Annotated in this window: 19 protein-coding genes and 1 pseudogene; 15 read left to right on the top strand and 5 right to left on the bottom strand. The window is 45.0% G+C overall.

Features of this window, described 5'->3' with window-relative positions:
* Nucleotides 1-276: 276 nt before the first annotated feature.
* Nucleotides 277-822, bottom strand: a complete 546-nt coding sequence (locus ACKFKH_RS32125) for a CPBP family glutamic-type intramembrane protease (protein ID WP_446862456.1) — start codon at nt 820-822, stop codon at nt 277-279.
* A gap of 33 nt (nt 823-855) precedes the next feature.
* Between ACKFKH_RS32125 and ACKFKH_RS32120 the strand changes: the two genes are divergently transcribed.
* The 8 genes from ACKFKH_RS32120 to ACKFKH_RS32085 all read left to right on the top strand — a co-directional run bounded on the left by ACKFKH_RS32120 (nt 856) and on the right by ACKFKH_RS32085 (nt 5,311).
* Nucleotides 856-1,350, top strand: coding sequence for an SLATT domain-containing protein (locus ACKFKH_RS32120; RefSeq protein WP_446862455.1), 495 nt, complete (start codon nt 856-858; stop codon nt 1,348-1,350).
* 151 nt (nt 1,351-1,501) lie between these two features.
* The gene (locus ACKFKH_RS32115; protein WP_446862454.1) at nt 1,502-2,722 is read left to right on the top strand and encodes a DnaJ C-terminal domain-containing protein; all 1,221 of its coding nucleotides are present in this window, start codon (nt 1,502-1,504) and stop codon (nt 2,720-2,722) included.
* A 145-nt stretch (nt 2,723-2,867) separates the two neighbouring features.
* Nucleotides 2,868-3,176 (top strand): hypothetical protein, encoded by a 309-nt coding sequence (locus ACKFKH_RS32110; RefSeq protein ID WP_446862453.1) that lies wholly within the window; start codon nt 2,868-2,870, stop codon nt 3,174-3,176.
* Between the two features lie 46 nt (nt 3,177-3,222).
* Nucleotides 3,223-3,420, top strand: coding sequence for a DNA-binding protein (locus ACKFKH_RS32105; protein ID WP_446862452.1), 198 nt, complete (start codon nt 3,223-3,225; stop codon nt 3,418-3,420).
* Nucleotides 3,420-3,827 (top strand): type II toxin-antitoxin system death-on-curing family toxin, encoded by a 408-nt coding sequence (locus tag ACKFKH_RS32100; protein WP_446862451.1) that lies wholly within the window; start codon nt 3,420-3,422, stop codon nt 3,825-3,827. The genes ACKFKH_RS32105 and ACKFKH_RS32100 overlap by 1 nt, the downstream gene beginning before the upstream one ends.
* An 84-nt stretch (nt 3,828-3,911) precedes the next feature.
* On the top strand, nt 3,912-4,487 hold the full coding sequence (locus tag ACKFKH_RS32095; protein WP_446862450.1) for a hypothetical protein: 576 nt from the start codon (nt 3,912-3,914) through the stop codon (nt 4,485-4,487).
* A 168-nt stretch (nt 4,488-4,655) separates the two neighbouring features.
* Nucleotides 4,656-4,886, top strand: a complete 231-nt coding sequence (locus tag ACKFKH_RS32090) for a DUF433 domain-containing protein (protein WP_446862449.1) — start codon at nt 4,656-4,658, stop codon at nt 4,884-4,886.
* On the top strand, nt 4,883-5,311 hold the full coding sequence (locus ACKFKH_RS32085; protein WP_446862448.1) for a DUF5615 family PIN-like protein: 429 nt from the start codon (nt 4,883-4,885) through the stop codon (nt 5,309-5,311). The genes ACKFKH_RS32090 and ACKFKH_RS32085 overlap by 4 nt, the downstream gene beginning before the upstream one ends.
* Before the next feature lie 783 nt (nt 5,312-6,094).
* Here ACKFKH_RS32085 and ACKFKH_RS32080 read toward each other — a convergent pair.
* The gene (locus tag ACKFKH_RS32080) at nt 6,095-6,337 is read right to left on the bottom strand and encodes a hypothetical protein (RefSeq protein WP_446862447.1); all 243 of its coding nucleotides are present in this window, start codon (nt 6,335-6,337) and stop codon (nt 6,095-6,097) included.
* Nucleotides 6,338-6,534: 197 nt separating this feature from the next.
* Between ACKFKH_RS32080 and ACKFKH_RS32075 the strand changes: the two genes are divergently transcribed.
* The 7 genes from ACKFKH_RS32075 (at nt 6,535) to ACKFKH_RS32045 (ending at nt 16,235) form a co-directional block, all read left to right on the top strand.
* Nucleotides 6,535-7,518, top strand: coding sequence for a helix-turn-helix transcriptional regulator (locus tag ACKFKH_RS32075; protein WP_446862446.1), 984 nt, complete (start codon nt 6,535-6,537; stop codon nt 7,516-7,518).
* A gap of 132 nt (nt 7,519-7,650) precedes the next feature.
* A complete protein-coding gene (locus tag ACKFKH_RS32070; RefSeq protein ID WP_446862445.1) occupies nt 7,651-10,128 on the top strand; it encodes a TonB-dependent siderophore receptor in 2,478 nt (825 codons plus the stop codon).
* A 23-nt stretch (nt 10,129-10,151) separates the two neighbouring features.
* A complete protein-coding gene (locus tag ACKFKH_RS32065; protein WP_446862444.1) occupies nt 10,152-11,207 on the top strand; it encodes an ABC transporter substrate-binding protein in 1,056 nt (351 codons plus the stop codon).
* A complete protein-coding gene (locus tag ACKFKH_RS32060; protein WP_446862443.1) occupies nt 11,204-11,620 on the top strand; it encodes a DUF1636 family protein in 417 nt (138 codons plus the stop codon). Before ACKFKH_RS32065 ends, ACKFKH_RS32060 begins: the two co-directional genes overlap by 4 nt.
* 1 nt (nt 11,621) lies before the next feature.
* A complete protein-coding gene (locus ACKFKH_RS32055; protein ID WP_446862442.1) occupies nt 11,622-12,584 on the top strand; it encodes a helix-turn-helix transcriptional regulator in 963 nt (320 codons plus the stop codon).
* 143 nt (nt 12,585-12,727) lie between these two features.
* Nucleotides 12,728-15,253, top strand: a complete 2,526-nt coding sequence (locus ACKFKH_RS32050; protein ID WP_446862441.1) for a TonB-dependent receptor domain-containing protein — start codon at nt 12,728-12,730, stop codon at nt 15,251-15,253.
* Between the two features lie 7 nt (nt 15,254-15,260).
* Nucleotides 15,261-16,235: an iron-siderophore ABC transporter substrate-binding protein gene (locus ACKFKH_RS32045; RefSeq protein WP_446862440.1), complete on the top strand. Its 975-nt coding sequence runs from the start codon at nt 15,261-15,263 to the stop codon at nt 16,233-16,235.
* Nucleotides 16,236-16,500: 265 nt separating this feature from the next.
* On the opposite strand, the gene ACKFKH_RS32040 is transcribed toward ACKFKH_RS32045, so the two are convergent.
* The 3 genes and pseudogenes from ACKFKH_RS32040 to ACKFKH_RS32030 all read right to left on the bottom strand — a co-directional run.
* The gene (locus ACKFKH_RS32040) at nt 16,501-17,091 is read right to left on the bottom strand and encodes a type 1 glutamine amidotransferase family protein (RefSeq protein ID WP_446862439.1); all 591 of its coding nucleotides are present in this window, start codon (nt 17,089-17,091) and stop codon (nt 16,501-16,503) included.
* A gap of 313 nt (nt 17,092-17,404) precedes the next feature.
* Nucleotides 17,405-17,548 carry a helix-turn-helix transcriptional regulator gene (locus ACKFKH_RS32035; protein WP_446862438.1) on the bottom strand — a complete coding sequence of 48 codons (144 nt, stop codon included), beginning with the start codon at nt 17,546-17,548 and terminating at the stop codon, nt 17,405-17,407.
* Between the two features lie 152 nt (nt 17,549-17,700).
* Nucleotides 17,701-17,922: pseudogene (locus tag ACKFKH_RS32030) on the bottom strand (hypothetical protein); the annotation flags it as partial.
* Nucleotides 17,923-18,034 lie beyond the last annotated feature (112 nt).

Raw genomic sequence — 18,034 nt, 5'->3', positions numbered from 1 at the left:
AAGCGTAATTCTGCCTAACTCTCCAATTTCGGGGTGTTATGCAGAGCCTTGTCTGCCCTAATCTCAAGTTTGGAGAGTTAGACAGAGAGTTTTCAGCCTAATCGCCAAATTTGGAGGGTTAGCCAGACAACTTTCAGTCTAATCACCCGAATCAGGGAGGTTATCTAGACGAGATCAGTCTAAACATAAGTTATACGGCAAGGTGACAGAGGTCAAAGGCAGAGCAGTTCGTCAATAATCAATATCAAAATATGATGAGGTTATCGGTAAAAATGCTTATTTTTCAGTAAATCCTAGTTTTGAGTATCCACCTAGCGCAAGCAACCAGCTTATGATCGTAATCCAATGAATTGCAATAGGAGTCCAGATTGAACCAGATGCCATGTATGCAAAAGTACAGGCAATTCCTAAGATCGCGGTCGAGAGTAGAAAGAATGGGTTGGTGAAAATTCCTGAGGCTTGCTTATAAAACAGGGTTGCATTAAGAGGGTGACTTGCTACATAAGCAGTTAAGCTCACTGCTCCTAAAAGTAATTGAGTTTTTATTGGAATGGGACTGTTCTTTGCAGGGAGTAATAGAACACGAAATATGAGTTCTTCAGCAAAACAAGGAAAAAGAAAACGGTTAACTAAAACACTGATAGTTTTTGTAGCTGATAACTCTGGTATTCTGATATCCAGAAATTTACACCAAAGTCCCAAAGGCAAACAGGTTGCCATGATGATTAGCAATAGCATTGTTGCTGTTATCCAATCTTTCATGATTGGAATAGCTAGCATCGCTGAGATAACTTTTTCGTAGATTTGAGCTAGAAATCCCATTGGTACAACTCCGAAAGTTTATAGAGTTGAAAAATGACTGGTTCCTTGAAAGATAAACTTCTAGATAATTTAGAACACTTAGCAAAAGATGCTTTGGTTCAGACTGAATCTTATAATTATATGGCAAACTTTTGGATGAACTGGTATCTGTACATAGGCATACTTACTACTCTTCTCGCTTCCATTGCCAGTATCTCAGCTTTGTCAGAATCTTTTGGAAAGGCTCCTGCTGCGGCACTAACAGCGTCAGTAGCTGTTTTATCCGCAATCACAACATTCTTGAATCCTGCTGATAGATCTTCACAGCATAAGAAAGCTAAGGACAGGTTTATTGCCATTAATATAGAGGCTCGCAAAGTTGCCATTGAATGTAGTTCAGCAGATTCTGATGAAGTTTTGAAGCAAGTAAAGGAGAAAGTAGATGCCTTTTCAACAAGCATGATTGAAGCATTACAGACTAGTCCTCAAGTACCTGAATGGGTGTCTAGAATTGCCGAAAAAAGGGCTAGGAGAAAGTTTACATTTTAAGGGTATTGTTAATAATAACTGACTAGTAGACCTTGGCTGGAGTTGACCTACCATCGCTTCAAGTAGAAGGCTTCGCCAGCCAGTAATCAGTCAGGGAAATGGTAGGTGTATCTGCGCCGAAGTCTACTAGACAAAAAAGGAGAGCCAAGAAATGAATAAGGGTGACCATATTTGTGTAAAGACTAGATTTGGTGACTTGGTTACGCATCACGGCATTTACTGTGGTGATGGTACAGTGATCCACTTTGATGGAAATGGTAAGCCGTCTGGTCAAGCTAAGATCCGTAGGGATAGTCTTGAGAAGTTCTGTCATCCCCTTCCGGTAAGTGAGATTTTAGTATTCAATCCATGTCCTCCTGATCAGCATAGTTATGCTGATGCCATTATACAAAGAGCAGAGTCCTGTATAGGGAAGTCAGGATATGATCTTTTTAGAAACAACTGTGAACATTTTGCCACTTATTGTATGACCAATGTGTGGAAAAGTGGTCAATCAGATCAGTTGTATGAATCGGCTGGAAAGAATTTTAGATCTGTGGGTCGTCTTTTAGAGCAGTCGCATAGTCGCGAGACTCTACACAAAATAGCGAAAAATGCAGCGAAAACTCAGACAGATCCTGTCAAATCAGCAGTGGCATACACAGGAGTGTTCGCGGGACTTGCAGCACTTGGAGGAATATTGACTGCGGGTTCATATGCAGCGGAGAAAATTTCCAAAATGAAATCATTAAGAAAATCAAAGTCACCACAAGAGAGTTCGGAAACCCCATCACCGGGAGCAAACCAAGCGGTTCGAGGAGATGATTTAAGACTAGATTTAAAGTTAGCCTTTAGAGAGGCTGCATTTGGCGGAGATAAAGAAATCAAAATCAGTCACTTAGAGCAGTGTCAGACTTGTGCAGGAACTGGTTCCCCCAAAAAAATGCTAACAAGATCCTCTTGCTCAAACTGTAATGGAGAGGGACGAATACAAGAAGCTAAATTGCTCAGGATCTCTATTCCAGCGGGAGTAGATACCGGAACACGTTTAAGAGTAACTGGCTCAGGTGATGCTGGAGGATTCGGAGGTTCAGAAGGTGACTTATATGTTTACTTGTTTGTCGATGAAGATGAAGAATTAAAGAGAGATGGTACAAATATTCTGTCAATCATCAAAATCAGCCAAGCACAAGCTGACTCAGGTTGTAATCTAAATATCAATATTCTGGATGGCTCTGGCTCATTAAAAATACCATCAGGAACTCAAAACGGTGCAGTTTTGAGATTAAGTGGTCGTGGGGTTCCTCATTTTGGGAATCCATCTGAGCGGGGCGATCATTTGGTTACGGTTAATGTTATGCAAGCTAAGTTTTTTGAAGCTACATTACTTTAGCTTTTGACCTTGGTATATCAATTAGCAAATAGTAAATCAAGCAAAAGCCAAAAGTTTTAGTCAACAAAGTGCCGTATAACAACGCCCATGCACCCGACCGTTGAGAGGTGATCGGTGAGGTTCGAGAGGTTATCTGCGGCGGGTGATGGGCAACGTTATCCCGACTCTCGTAGGGATGCGCCAGATCTTGTTTCCTTCGTTGATCGCGTGGGCGGTTGAGATTCGTGTTCTACTTGCTGCGGTTGAGATTCGCGTTCTACTTGTTGGGGTGCGATCGCTGAGTTTAGCGGCGCGGCAAGTCAACTCGTTAAACCGGAAGCGGCGGGCTAACCTGTCGTTGCAACGGACAGTTGAAGAGTTTCTCGTTGGCATCATCGCGATCGCGCCGCCGTTGAACTTCACGTTAGCCTGCAAAGCTTTTGGGCTGGGATGGTACAGCAAGATTATCGGTTAGGTGTGAATGTTAAACTTGACTCAGAAACACTAGGAGGGCGATCGCTGTGGCTTCTATTACCCTTGACCTTTCAGAAACTCAATTCCAAAAGCTGCAAGATTTAGCAACTGTTCATGGGATTGCGCTCGAAGTTCTACTGAAGGCAAGCCTGGAGGATTGGCTCAACTCTCAAAAGCCTGAGTTTGTTGATGCAACCAATTATGTGCTAACAAAAAATGCTGAGTTGTATCAGCGGTTAGCATAATGCGTTTCCTGACGTTAATCGAGGTGCTGGAACTACATCGCAGAGTCATTGAGCAATCCAGTGGAGCATTTGGTATTCGAGATGTAGGGTTGTTGGAGTCAGCGATCGCCCAGCCCCGAATGACGTTTGATGGAGAGGAGTTGTACCCAGGTTTGCTGGAAAAAGCAGCAGCATTGGGGTTTTCGATTATCATGAACCATCCATTCGTGGATGGAAACAAACGTACAGGTCATGCTGCGATGGAGACTTTTCTTGTCCTGAATAGATTGGAAATTAACGCCTCTGTAGATGAGCAGGAACACGTTGTGTTGGCGATCGCATCAGGTGAGCTAGGGCGCGAGGCATGGGTAGAATGGCTACAGCAGCGTACAACGCCAGCTAACAATTCAAATGCAGCGGACGGTTAAGAGCCACTGGTGCTAAGTTCGAGGTGATCTGCCGCCGCTGATTTGAGTCGTTATACGGCTACATTCCAGTTTCTATAAGCACTTATGAAGCTACTGAATCGTATACTAAACGATATCAAGCGAGGCGACAATATTGATCTGTATCTTACAGTTCCGACTGCGATCTTAGTTGGCATTCTTAATCTAGTTGGTGTTCTTTCACCGACTTTAGTTGCTCCACTAACGCTTGTTATCTTGGGTTTGATAACAATTACCATCTTGGGCAGTCGCTACCGCATTGAGCAGTTAGCTGATAAGTTAACCCCCTCTGCTGAAAGTATTTTCAACGAGAAATCACCTCCAACTTTAGAACAAGATATAGAAGATGCTCCTGATATATGGCTTATTGGTGTACTTGGTGCAAAACACGCTAGAGATTTTTGTTCAGTTATTGAGCAAAAACTTAAAAAAGGTCACTCAATCAAAATACTTACTGTTCATCCAGATCCAAGGGTCGTTGAGTTTGAAGAAATGCGTGTTTATGGTTTAGCAAATGTAAAAACGACATGTTCTGATATTGAAACCGGGCTAAAATCCTTTTGTCATTTGAAGAAAATCTCACCTAATAATTCGCACAATTCACTATCCGCTTGGATATGGTGTCGTCGGGATCAACCCTGATTCTGCCTCTGGTATTTTGTATATCAGAAACTATGCATTTAAAGTGCCAGGTGGAGCAAAGCCAAAATTCACATTACGGACAAAAGATGGATTCTGGTATGATTTTTATATACAGGGGATACAAAACTTGTGGGACGCAGGCAACGAATGGAGATGCGAGGATAATCTATGAACTACCGAAATCACATTACGATTGAGCCTGATAAACGTGGTGGTAAGCCTTGCGTCCGTGGTTTGCGTATTACGGTTTATGAAGTGCTTGAGTACTTGGCTTCCGAGATGACCGAAGCAGAAATCCTTGATGATTTTCCTGATCTGACGCGAGAAGATTTAAAAGCATGCATTGCTTATGCCGCTGATCGTGAACGGCGGTTTATGACCGCTCCATTATCTGCATGAAATTACTTTTTGATGAAAACTTGTCGCCCAAGTTGCCGAACCGTTTAAGTGATCTTTTCCCAAACTCGCTTCACGTTCGAGATGTGGGCATGAAAGCAACGATCGATCCAATAGTTTGGGATTATGCAAAAGACAATAATTTGATGATTGTCTCGAAAGACGCTGACATGCACGACTTGAGCTTAGTATTTGGAAATCCACCGAAAGTTATTTGGCTGCGACTTGGAAACTGTTCGACATCGCAAGTTGAAAGCTTGCTGCGTCGAAATTTTGACGCGATTAAACTGTGTTTTATGAAGATGAGAATTTATCTCTGCTTGCTTTATCCTAGTGCACCGATGGCTTTGGATATATTTCCAGGGGTTTATAAGCATATTTCCAGGGGCTTTACAAACGGAGAAAACATAGTGGCGATCGCCGCATAACAACCCCAATGCACCCGACCGTTGATAGGTTGTCTGTTAGTGTTCAAGGTTTTCTGCGGCGGGTGATTGGGAACGTTATGCCGCCTCAGCTATTGTTGCGGACGCGACCGGGGGTTAATTGTGGGAAGCCAAGTTTGAGATGGGATTGTCTGTGCAGGATCGCGGATTGAAATAGTCTGAGCAATATTTGTAATCAGGAGTAACTCAAATGCGTACTTTGGCTAGAAAAGCTTTAGTTCCAGCCTTAGCAGGTCTTGCCATAATTTTCACAGTTGTTGGTTCAGCCATTGCACAAACGTCAAGATTAAACCCCTTGTCACTGTATTGGAACTCTCAGAGGGGAGACAACTTCGTAACTGCTACTCAGCAAGGTCGAAGGGATGCCGTTGGTTCTGGTTACAGTAGCGTTGGTGTCGAAGCGTGCATCCTTACTAGCCAAGAGGAAGGATCAGTTCCCTTTAATCTTTATTGGAGTGAGCAAAGAGGTGACAACTTTACTACCTCAACTAGAGAGGAATACTTACTTAAGGTCAATCAACGAGCTAGACTAGCTTTGAGAATTGAGCGAGGCTGCTTCATCAGGGGGAAGGCTTTCGGTCTGCGTTTTCTAACTCTAGGTTCATGACGATTGGGACGGTCTGGAATCAGGGATTGTGAAACGACATGCAACAGGATGTGATAAAGGTCGTGACGCGGTTGGGGAGGGGCATAAGCCAAGGATGGGATAAAGTTTCTCAGATGTTGTCTTGCGCCCTGTCACGCCAGTTGTCAAGTGGAGACTGGTCACCCTGCACTGGCTAACCAACTGATCACCCGACTCACCGCCTTGCGACAACGCTTGTCGCTGTCGAACACCGGGGATAGAAATGCCCACAGCGTCACGAACGGATTAAACAGACGATCCCGATAGCTCACGGTCTCTTCGACCAAGACCCTGGCTATCACAGATTCAGGCAGGATCTGTTGAAACGGTAAACCGACCCTGTTGGCGAATGTTTGCTTGAGAATTTCAGCAGAGTTTGGCATAGTGGAGCTAGTTATTTTAGTCACTCCCAGCCTGTGACCTCAAAAAGACCAGGGTTGGAGCTTTTTCTTGCTCTATTTTCTCAAACCCCGACCCTTAAGTAAGTACCATTCAACCTTAAACACTTGACTATTTTCTTCACTTAGTTGAGAATGAGTTGCATTAAACTGAATTCGTCCTGCAACTCCCTAAACCTATCATGGCAATTACCATCTCTCGCGCAGACTATGATGAGTTGTGGAAAGTTTGCAACCCTGCTCCTTTAGTCTCCAGTCATTCAGGCTATTGTGAACGGGTTGAGATTGTGCCTGAGCAATTTGGGGAGGGATACGTCCGATCAATTCAGTTCCGGGGAATCAATCTAATGCTCTTCAATTATCAACTGCATCACGATTTGCATCTCAAAGATGAAGTGTCTGAGACAGCCTGGGAAATTGGATTTAATCTATCAGGGAATCGTAATAATAAGTGTACTGGGGAGAGCTTTCTGGAATGGGGAGCCTATGAAGGCAAGGGAACATGGATTACTTATGCCAACGATCCAGTCTTGAAAGTTGATATTGAGTTAGAAACTCCGAATGAGGTAAGCCGACTGATTATCGACACTTTAGAAGAGCTACCCATCGAGATTCGGCAATGTGTTGAAGACTGCGACGGAAAACGGTTTGATGAGTTTAATGTGATTACACCCGCAATGCGATCGACGTTAGAGAAGATCCTACACTGTTCATTTCAAGGAAGAACTAAACAAATTTATTTAGAGAGTCAATGTTTGGAGTTGGTTGCTCTGAAGTTAGAGCAGCTTAAAAACCCAGATCAATATACTCGCAAGTCTTTCCTTTCGTTAAACCTAGATGATATCGATCGCATTCACTTAGCTAAAAAAATCATGACAGAGAATGCTGATCATCCTCCGTCACTGATGGAACTCGCGCGGCAGGTTGGGTTGAATGATTTTAAGTTGAAGGGGGGATTCCGGCAGGTGTTTGGAACAACGGTATTTGGCTATTTGCATCAACATCGGATGGAAACAGCACGTCAATTGCTTACTGAGCGACGCATGAATGTGAAAGAAGTGGCTCAGTCAGTGGGATACGTCAGCCAAAGCCGTTTTGCCGAAGCGTTTCGGAAACAGTTTGGCATGAATCCTAAGTCCTACCTACTAAGCAAAAAATCCGTTTGAGGAGCAAAACAATCCGTTTGTGCGCGATCGCGATCGTCTATTCCCTTCTGTTTCCCGATATCTTCTTGAAAGTAATTCTTAGTTAGAGCTTTCGTTGGTGTGTGGAAGATGAGCAGAATCAATTCGCAGTGCATGAGTAAAGTCCGATTTTATGGATCAATGTTCGTGCTGTCAGGCAGTTTAGTGAGCGGGTCTGCTTTATCAGGATTGGCGGAAACTAAGTCTACTCATCACAATCGCCACGCTACCACAGTTAAAGAATGGATTGCCCAGATCGAAGCGGCTACTGTGCAAGTAACAGGAGTGAGCTTGAATCGCACCGATGCGGGGCTGGAGATCGTTTTACAAACGGCAGAGGGCAAACCGCTACAAATTGATGCGAGCAAATTTCGATCGGAAGGCAATAACCGAATTGCAGATATTCCAAATGCTGTACTGGTCTTACCGGGATCTCAAGCCTTTGTTGCTGATAATCCGACTGCTGACATTGCCAGTGTGCACGTTGTCCAACAGGAAACCAACATCGTTCGAGTGAGCGTAGCAGGAATTAATAGCCTGCCTACCTCTGAAGTCAGTCTGAAAGCAGGAAGATTGAGCTACAGCTTGAATTCAGAGCCGGATGAACCCGATGAAGAGATTGTTGTAACGGAACGGCAGCAACGTGGCTATCGCGTACCTAATGCAAGTACAGCGACCAGAACTGATACTCCATTGCGAGATATTCCCGGTTCGATTCAAGTAATTCCCCGTCAAATCTTAGACGACCAAAAGACAACGCGAATACAAGAGGCATTGGAGAATGTTAGCGGTGTCCGTAAAGAAGGTAACTACGGAGGTACAGATGCGGGTGGATTTAACATCCGTGGCTTTGCTCAGGATGGAAATTTCCGCAATGGATTGGCTGACAATGACTTTTACTCTACGGTCGATACAGCAAATATCGATCGAATAGAAGTTCTCAAAGGGCCTGCTTCTGTTCTATTTGGTCAGGCTGAACCGGGAGGAATTGTCAATGTGGTCACAAAACAACCGCTCAGAACTCCCTATTATTCAGCAGAATTCAATGTCGGCAGCTATGCTTTTTATCGCCCCAGTTTTGATATTTCTGGACCGCTTACCCCTAATAGTTCAGTGTTATATCGGTTAAATGCCGCTTATCAAAATTCTGAGAGTTTTCGAGATTTTAACTTTACAGAACGTGTTTTTGTTGCGCCCGTCATTACCTGGAATATTAGCGATCGCACAACCTTAACTTTCGACCTTGAATACCAGAACAGTAATTACCTGTTCGATCGTGGACTTCCTTCTCTTGGCGATCGACCTGCTCCCATTCCCATTAGTCGATTGATCGGTCTGCCACAAAGCGTTTATGACGATAGCACGTTTCGGGTTGGCTACAGGCTGGAGCATCAATTTAGCAAAGACTGGCAACTTCGCAATGCGTTTTCTTTTGTGTCCGGTCGATCAGAAGGGACTTATGCGATCGGTGGGTATGGTCTAGTTGATGATCAATTTGCCCCAATTTATATTGGTCGGGACAATTTCTCACGAAAAATCTACACCCTGCAAACAGAATTAGTAGGACGGTTCAAGACGGGATCGATTGTTCATCAACCCTTACTGGGGGTAGAGCTAAGAAGAAATGACTGGACTTATAGCTCGTTCGATGTGGCAGACCCCATCCTGCTAGACATTTTTAATCCCAATTATGATGTTGAATTCCCTGCTATCCCTGATGAAAAAACGTTCTCTTACACAACCCGAAGAGATACCCTGGGGATCTATCTTCAGGATCAAATTACCTTAGCAGAAAACCTCAAACTTTTAGTGGGAGGTCGCTTTGATGCTTTCCGCCGCAAAGATGACTTCGGAACCCCTGAAGAAGAATCTCTCACTGCTTTTAGTCCCCGTGCTGGTATTGTTTACCAACCCATTAAACCCATTTCTCTCTATGCCAGCTATGCTCGATCGTTTCAACCCGATCGATTTCTCGGTCGATCTGCAACAAGCGAACCCTTCAAGCCAACAGAAGGAACACAGTATGAAATCGGTATCAAGGCAGATATCAGTAACCGACTTTCGGCAACTCTAGCAGCCTTTCAAATTACTAAAACCAACGTTTTGACCCCCGACCCCAACGATCCCGATTCTTCGATACAGGTGGGAGAACAGAAAAGCAAGGGCATCGAGCTAGATGTTAGCGGTGAAATTTCACCAGGTTGGAATATCATTGCATCTTACGCCTATACCGATGCGATCACCTCGGAAGATAACAACATTCCTGTGGGGAATCGGCTGATTAATGTTCCCAGACATGCAGCAAGCTTGTGGACTAGCTATGAACTTCAAAGCGGTAACTTAAAGGGTTTGGGCTTTGGCTTGGGACTTTACTATGTGGGAGATAGAAACGCTGACTTGGAAAATACAAGCATTCTACCCAGCTACTTTAGAACAGATTCAGCAATTTACTACAAGCGGGATAACTGGAGAATAGCACTGAATTTCCGAAATCTTTTTAATAAAACTTACTATGAGACTTCTCAAGGTAGAGATATCATCTATCCTGGTGCCCCTTTCACTGTAATCGGCTCGTTCTCGATTCAGTTCTGAGCCTGATTGTTATTGAGTTCGCAATGTTCCTGGAAACTTGCCGCAGCGCGATCGCTTTCTTTTCTAAATACATTAGCTGGGCTTTGCTAATAGCTATCTTGATCACCGCTTGTCAAGGTGGTAGCCCTCAAAATTCTAGGTTAGAAAGTCACCGATCGCCATCTGCTGATTGTCGAAGCGTGGAACATGCAGGAGGAAAAACTCAGATTTGCGGTACACCTCAAAAGATCGCAGTTCTTGAACCTAAGCTGTTGAGTCTGATGTTAGCACTTGGTGTGCAGCCTGCGGCTTATGCCGATGCTTATTTAGTGCGATCGCGCCACTTCGACAATCCTAGTGAGCAAATCCCTTACCTGGGTAAATTTGTCACCAGTCAGCCAATAAATTTAGGCGATCGTTCTTCTCCTTCTCTAGAAATTCTAACTTTACTTAAACCTGATTTGATCCTAGGTTTGAAGGGTCAAGCACATCAAGTATTTTCTTCGCTTGCTCCAACTATCTTGATTGATCATAAACAGGATTGGCGCGATAACCTTAAAACGGTTGCCCAAGCTTTGAACTATCGAGAGAATGTATCATCAGTCGTTACCTCACAACAGCAACAACTGGAGAAAGTTCGCACCCAACTCGCGACACTAGTGAAAACTCACCCAAGAGTTCTCAATATTGCTTGTAGCCGAACAATGGACTATATCGAGGTGATGAACAGCGGAGAGGCTGACCAGCTTATGAGGAACCTGGGATTTCAACCTGTACCACTTACAGATGTAGCCAAACAACTGGGAGACAGACCACAGATTAACCTGGAAACCCTTGCTCAAATTGATACAGATATGATGATTGTGAGTACCTGGCTCGATAGTTGGGATGGTCGATCGACTTACCAAGCTCCGATCACAGAACTCAAACAAAAATGGGCTGAAACTCCTCTATTACGGAACTCACAAGCCTGGAAAGAAAAACGAGTTTACTTTGTCGATTACACATTATGGGGTAGTGTAATTGGTGAACCGATGTCTAGTTTCCTAATGCTAGAAGAGCTTCCCCAGCTATTACTTTCACACCCTCTAAATCCATGACCAAGCATACTCTCTTTGTTTGTAAATCCTGTCATCGCTCTTCTGAGGAACCCGCAGAAAATCAGCCTCTTGAGGGCGGCATTTTGCTTGATGCGCTCAACACTCTATCGGTTCAACAATTTGCCCCAGAGGAGCTAGAAATCAAACCTGTTGGATGCTTGTGGGCGTGCAGTCGGGGCTGTGTTGTTGCTTTGGCAAATCCAGAAAAACGAAGCTATCTGCTAGTTGATTTGCCGCCCGATGAAGAACACGCCTCTGCTTTACTCCAGCTTACACGGATGTACATCAACCATCGCAAAGGTGCATTGATCTGGGACAAGCTTCCCAAACAGATAGAATCTGCGCTGTTTGCTTGTATTCCTTCAGCCTTGTCCTTCTCAGCAGATGGTGATTCAGACGAAGAGGAGCCATAACTTGACTAAATCAACTCATACATTTTCGGAACAAGAGTATCGTCAGCTTTGGCAGCACGATCGTCAATTTTTAGAACAGGGTTTTGAAGATGTTGTTTGCCGATGTCCGACAGAATTAGGGAATGGATACGATCGTTGGATTGCGCTTCCTGATATTGATTTATTACTTATACAGAAGACGTTTCATCAAGGTTTGTCAGTTGAATACGATGAGACTGTGACCAGTAACGAGATTGAATTTGGTTTCAATCTATCTGGGGAATACTCAGGACGATCAGGAAAGGTAAATTTTCTAGATTGGACACCTGAAGGAGAAGTCAGCGAAGCGACTGTAAGCCATATCTCAGGACGGGTTCCGATTCAGAAAGTTGATATTCACCTCAAATCGTCTGATTTGTTGCGAAGGTTTCTCCCTGACGATTTGAGCCAATTTCCATCAGAATTTTGTCAGTTAGTGTCCCAAATTCATTCAGCGACTTACAGCACATCTGGAACAATAACACCCAGTATGAAACTGGCGATCGAGCAGATTTTTAACTGTCCTTTTCAGGGATTGACCAAGCGAATTTATCTAGAAAGTAAGTGTTTAGAACTGATTGCGCTAAAGCTTGATCAACTTTCAGAGGTTCAGCTATCTTCTCCTTCGCTAAAATCGGATGAGCGCGATCGCATTCACCAAGCCAGAGACATTCTGATTCAGCGCGTTGCTTGTCCGCCCTCGCTGATTGAATTAGCACGGCAGGTAGGATTAAACGATCGTAAGCTTAAACAAGGGTTTCGATCTGTGTTTGGTACAACTGTATTCGGATACCTTTATGAGTATCGAATGCAGCAGGCGGCTCAATTGCTTATGAACAAACATATCAGCGTTAATCAGATTGCACAACAAGTTGGGTACACCAGCCGAGGCGCATTCTACAAAGCATTTAAGAAAAAGTTTGGAACCAGCCCCAGATACGATTGATCAAAAAAGTCCCGCTCGGAGACAGAAAAAGTCCGGTTAAAGGACATAATGTGATTTAAATTGCCTCATCGATCGCTGTACTCTATTGAGAAAGAATTGCAATTCTGAATAAGCAGGGTTGCAGTGTGATGTGAGGAGAAATCATGAGAGTCTACTTGAGTTCCTTGACCGTTATCGTGGGTGCTTTGAGCGCAATCGTGTCAGAGGGTGTCCACGCCAATGAAATTTCAACTGTTAAAGACCGCCCAGCCGTTTCCACCAGCGCTCAAACTCTCCTTGCACAGGCTCCGACTCAGGTGACTGAGATTGAGCTAGAACGCCTACAGGACGGCATCGAGCTTATTTTTACTACGGCTGATGGCACTGTTCTTAAAGCCCAGAACCAACGCCGTGAAGGAAACGCGATCGTTGCAGAGATTAATAGTGCTGTCCTGACTCAACCCTTTCAAGCGTCAAACCCGATCGCAGGTATCGCAACCGTTACTGTTAGACAGATCAACCCCACTCAACTGCAAGTTCGCGTTGTCGGAACTGATCGTCCACCTGAACTGGATATCGTCTCGGCTCAATCAGGATTGACGCTAAGTGTGATTCCGGCGACAGATGAAGAGGAAGTCGTAGTCACCGCAACCCGCACCGCAGAACGTCCCGCAGATGTGCCTCGCTCCACCACCGTTCTAAACCGCGCCCAACTTGAGCAGCAAACCAGCATCAATCGCGATTTGCAAACGATTCTCAGCAAGACGATTCCAGGACTTGGAGCTGGCACCGAAAATACCAGCAACTTTGGTCAATCCCTGCGAGGACGAACCCCGCTCGTTTTGGTTGATGGTGTACCCATTACCTCTAACGTCAACACCGATAGCACAGGAGCCGATTTGCGACGATTGGATTCATCTGCGATCGAGCGAGTTGAGGTCGTTCGAGGGCCAAGTGCTATCTATGGTGATGGTGCATCGGGGGGCGTGATTAACCTGATTACTCGTCGTCCTGAAGCAGGTTTCAAGGCAGAAACAGAAGTGAGCGTCAACTCTGACAATTTGCGATCGCGTAGTTTTAGCACGTTTGTTCGCCAAGCGATTTCAGGAACTCAAAACGGAACAGACTATCTGTTTTCGTTCTCTGTAGACAGTCTTGCGAAAGCTTTTGATGCTGAAGGCGATCTGATTCCCGCAGCAGGAAGCTTTGTTACTGATGGTAGAACACTCAATGCGTTAGGAAAAGTAGGCTTCCAACTTAGCCCAGAACAACGCCTGCAAGTTAGCGTGAATCAGTTTGACGATCGCTATAAGCAATCTGATAACTATGATCCGATTGTGCTAGACATTCCTGGCATTCAAAAGGCGCGGGCGCTCGATCAGTCCATTAATTTCGTTGATACCACCGATCCCGTTAACCTGGGTACGATCGCAAATTTGGACTACACCCATAACAATGTCTTCAACAGCAAACTGCAAGCACAACTCTACTACCGTCGCACGAGAACTGCGGATGTGTTGTTTGATGCACGCACTTTTGATCCAGAAACCCCTTTGGGCGTTGCTCGATCGGTGGCGACAGCAGAACGCATTGGGGGCAGAGTCCAGTTTGATACGCCGCTCTCGAAAACGTTGAGCTTACTCTGGGGGGTAGATGCTTCTAGTGACGCTAACCGCGCCGATTATGATGTGTTCGATGCGGATGAGTTTGATGCCAGCAGGCGGGTAACGGCTCGGAAAACCAGGAGTGCGATTCGCTTTCCAAAATTCACAATCAATAACTTAGGAATCTTTTCTCAGGCGCAGTGGCAGGTTAGCGATCGCGTTAATCTCAGCGGCGGAGTCCGATATGAGCGGTTTGGGGTGTCGGTACTTGATCAGTTTGTGGCAGGGGAGAACAATGTCACCGCATTCGGAGGTGATAAAACCGTTGATGATTTTGTGTTCAATGCAGGTGCTGTGTATAAGGCAACAAAGCAGATTAGTTTGTTTGCTAATTTTGCCCAAGGCTTCTCACTGCCGACGATTGGACGTGCTTTAGTCCGTCCTCCCGAAGGGTTTGATTTCAGGCGCGATGTGATACTAACGGCTCCGCAAAAGGTGAATAACTATGAAATTGGAGTGCGCGGTAACTGGCGAAATGTTCAAGCCTCTCTAGCCGCGTTTTATAGCTTCTCTGAATTGGGGGCATTAACTCAATTGACAGAGACTTCTGTGGAATTATTACGGGCACCGCAGCGAAACTATGGCATAGAGTTGGCGCTTGATTGGCAACCCTTAAAAACCTGGCAATTGGGAGGATCAATCAGTTGGGTCGAAGGCGAGCTGAAAAACGATGAAGGGAATTTCGTTGCCCTCAGTTCATTTGATGTCCAGCCGATTAAACTAACCGCTTATGTAGAGAATGAAACGCTACCAGGATGGCGAAATCGATTGCAGGCACTTTATATTGGGAGCCGCGATCGCGCTTTCACGGCTAGCATTGATCCAGTTGGAATCGATAGTTACTTCTTGGTCGATTTAGTCAGTAGCATTAAGCTCGGCTCTGGTACATTGAATATTGGAGTTCAAAACTTATTCAACAATCAATACACCAATGTGAAAAATCAAATCCTGGGTGGTTTTGATGAAACGCTCAACACGGCTTCTAGGGGAAGAACTATTACAGTCGGTTATCGTTTTACTTGGTAGCAGTTCGATGATAGTTGCTCAATGGGTTCGCGCTCTAACCATTTTTGCACTAACGACTCTGCTCGTTTGGGGCTGTAGCAGAAGTGTTCCCCCGATCCCGATGCGCGAGGCACCGAAGGATCAACTTCAAAAAATTGCCGTCCTCAGCCCCTATGGATTAGATCTTCTGCTATCTCTAGGAGAGCAGCCTGCTGCCTATGCAGGTGTTTCTGCAAGTCGGCAACCATTCAATCGCCCGATCGAGCAAATCCCTTTTTTAGGCAATCGCGTGACGACGCAGCCAATTAATTTGGGCGATCGCTCTCAACCTTCTTTAGAAGCACTCGCGTTGCTCAAACCGGATTTGATCCTGGGTGAACGATGGCAAGGAACTCAAGGCAAGAATGACCTGTTAACCCAAATTGCGCCAACCGTTCTACTCGACGATCAATATGGATGGCAAAAACCGCTTCAGCAAGTTGCTCAAGTGATCGATCGAGCAACCGTCATCCCATTGCTGATGGCTGCGCGAAAGGAGCGTATTACAAAAGCGCGTGAGAAATTAGCTGCGATAACTAACACTCACCCCCGCGTGTTGTTATTGAGTTCTGGAGATCTAGCGAGTGGTTTTTATGCCTTTGGGCAGGAGCGCAGTGTTTATACCGATTTAATTGAAGCATTAGGATTTAGGAATGTTCGCTTAGATGACTCCCGATTCGGAGGCGCAGATGCTCAGATTTCGATCGAGATTTTGCCCCAGATCGAAACTGATATTTTAATTGTGATCGGATGGAACGAAAATGATGCGGATGAGCGTCCTCTAGACTGGCGACAACTACAACAAGCATGGAATCAAATTCCATTGTTAAAGACACTGCCAATCTCTCAAACTGGACAGGTTTATTTTATGGATGCTTATTTGACAATGGTGCGCGGCCCCCTTGCTGAAGTACAAATTCTAAATGATTTGTTACAGCAGTTAGCTCCCATCCCTCAAAAGTGAACCCAGAATTCTAACGAGATCCACACTATAGCAATCCCAAATCACTCGTGAAATGCAGAATTGATCGTGCCCCCTAAATCCCCCAAAGTTGGGGGACTTTGAGCCGAGAGACTTCCTAGATTTCAAGACCCATTCCCCAGTTTCAAAGTCTCTCAGAGTGGGGGATTTAGCGTCTCAAACTCTTGTGCCGCGATCGCCGATTTCGCTTTACTAAGTTCAGTCTTGAACTGTTTCTGTACAATGGCTTTCATTTTTGCCTCCACTATCAATTGGGCGAGGTTGTGAATTGTTGCAGCTTGAAATAGTACGAAGCCTCTCCAGTCTTGAACAGTCCATACCAGGCTTTCAGAACTGGAGGCTCATAGAGATCTAGCTTCTTGAAGATGTGGTAAGCAAACTCGATCGGCGCGGTTGAGTTTGCCGTAATCACATTGCCAGCGGTAACCGCAGGTTGGTCTTGATAAAGGGCTTCACCTCGATAGCGGGTCGCTTGCAAGTACGCTAGAGCATTGCTGGTGTGAGGTTTATCATCTAGAATCCCGGCGTGGGCGAGTCCTACGGTTGCACCACAAATCGCTGCAACAGGAATATCTGCTGCTAGGAGTGCTTTGGCTGATTCCAGAATTTCCGAGTTTTCGCCTGCATCCCAAGCTTCACCTCCCGGTAAAATCAGCATCGCTCCAGGTTCGAGTTCGGCAAGGGTAATGTCGGGAAGAATCGTTACACCGCCGATCGTTGTGATAGGCTCAGCATTCAAACCAACTGTTTGTACCTGGTAACGTCCGGGATGTTTTTGCATGTCTGGGTTGTTGATTCCAGCGATCGCAAAACCTGTTTCCCAGTCAGCTAATACCAAATTGATCTTTGAACGCTACAGATCTTGCAGCCCCCTAAATCCCCCACGAGTGGGGGACTTTGAATGTAGGAGTTCCCTAGAGGTCAAGACTTTTCTAGGTTTCAAAGTCCCCCAGAATGGGGGATTTAGGGGGCGAAGGATCTGTAGCATTAACAGATTGATTTGGTATAAGGTATTGAATACAAAAAGATGAACAATTTGTTTTTTCATTGTCAGACCTCCCATTTCAGGAGTTCGCATCTGGATGTATTGTGGTGCGGCTGCTTCAGAGGTTCACTAGCCAAAAGGATAGGTCTTGGCATAGAGATTTCTGCTAAGGTAAAAGTTTTAATTCTCTGGCTTTCGCGACTGCTTGAGTTCGATTGTTCACCTCTAATTTGCCATAGATGTTGCGAGCGTACCATTTAACAGCAGCGAGGCTGACAAACAGTTGGTCTGCGATCGCTTGATTCGACATCCCAGTTGCCAGATTACTTCGAGTTCACGTGCGCTTAATGGTTCAACGAACGGTTGAATGATGGTTGATTTTTTCTCTTCAACTGAGTTAAGTATCGTTAACAAACGTTTGGCTGCATCAGCATGAATATCCTGAAAGACAGCTATTTGCAATAACTCTGCCATCGGTTTCCCTTCATCCGAGAATAGACGAATGTATTTTCCTTGACTAGGAACGTTCAGGGCTTGATGGAGGAAATCGAACGATCGCGTGCGATCGCCTTGAGCCTGTAAAACCAACGCCTGTAAAAGCAATGTTTCCATAACCCGAATGGTTCGTCCACCCGCATGAGTGAATTTCTGCAATCGAGTCAGCAATCTCATTGCATCTCGCAGCTGAGCGGGTGATGAATGCAGATCTTTCTCTTCAAGCTAACAAATTCAAAGATTTGCTAAGGGATATGCAATTAAATAAAGTACCAGTTACGTTGGGCAGATTGTAATGTCC

Source organism: Phormidesmis sp. 146-20 (assembly GCF_052939475.1).
The sequence above is the reverse complement of the archived record's forward strand: the minus strand, read 5'-3'. Positions and strand labels throughout refer to the sequence as shown.

What these genes read in the sequence shown, in the direction of transcription:
- ACKFKH_RS32035 (WP_446862438.1), bottom strand. Translation starts at nt 17,548, where the DNA reads ATGTCGAATCAAGCGATCGCAGACCAACTGTTTGTCAGCCTCGCTGCT.
- ACKFKH_RS32080 (WP_446862447.1), bottom strand. Translation starts at nt 6,337, where the DNA reads ATGCCAAACTCTGCTGAAATTCTCAAGCAAACATTCGCCAACAGGGTC.
- ACKFKH_RS32125 (WP_446862456.1), bottom strand. Translation starts at nt 822, where the DNA reads ATGGGATTTCTAGCTCAAATCTACGAAAAAGTTATCTCAGCGATGCTA.
- ACKFKH_RS32095 (WP_446862450.1), top strand. Translation starts at nt 3,912, where the DNA reads ATGAAGCTACTGAATCGTATACTAAACGATATCAAGCGAGGCGACAAT.
- ACKFKH_RS32110 (WP_446862453.1), top strand. Translation starts at nt 2,868, where the DNA reads ATGGGCAACGTTATCCCGACTCTCGTAGGGATGCGCCAGATCTTGTTT.
- ACKFKH_RS32115 (WP_446862454.1), top strand. Translation starts at nt 1,502, where the DNA reads ATGAATAAGGGTGACCATATTTGTGTAAAGACTAGATTTGGTGACTTG.
- ACKFKH_RS32085 (WP_446862448.1), top strand. Translation starts at nt 4,883, where the DNA reads ATGAAATTACTTTTTGATGAAAACTTGTCGCCCAAGTTGCCGAACCGT.
- ACKFKH_RS32070 (WP_446862445.1), top strand. Translation starts at nt 7,651, where the DNA reads ATGAGTAAAGTCCGATTTTATGGATCAATGTTCGTGCTGTCAGGCAGT.
- ACKFKH_RS32075 (WP_446862446.1), top strand. Translation starts at nt 6,535, where the DNA reads ATGGCAATTACCATCTCTCGCGCAGACTATGATGAGTTGTGGAAAGTT.
- ACKFKH_RS32120 (WP_446862455.1), top strand. Translation starts at nt 856, where the DNA reads ATGACTGGTTCCTTGAAAGATAAACTTCTAGATAATTTAGAACACTTA.
- ACKFKH_RS32050 (WP_446862441.1), top strand. Translation starts at nt 12,728, where the DNA reads ATGAGAGTCTACTTGAGTTCCTTGACCGTTATCGTGGGTGCTTTGAGC.
- ACKFKH_RS32045 (WP_446862440.1), top strand. Translation starts at nt 15,261, where the DNA reads ATGATAGTTGCTCAATGGGTTCGCGCTCTAACCATTTTTGCACTAACG.
- ACKFKH_RS32090 (WP_446862449.1), top strand. Translation starts at nt 4,656, where the DNA reads ATGAACTACCGAAATCACATTACGATTGAGCCTGATAAACGTGGTGGT.
- ACKFKH_RS32100 (WP_446862451.1), top strand. Translation starts at nt 3,420, where the DNA reads ATGCGTTTCCTGACGTTAATCGAGGTGCTGGAACTACATCGCAGAGTC.
- ACKFKH_RS32060 (WP_446862443.1), top strand. Translation starts at nt 11,204, where the DNA reads ATGACCAAGCATACTCTCTTTGTTTGTAAATCCTGTCATCGCTCTTCT.
- ACKFKH_RS32065 (WP_446862444.1), top strand. Translation starts at nt 10,152, where the DNA reads ATGTTCCTGGAAACTTGCCGCAGCGCGATCGCTTTCTTTTCTAAATAC.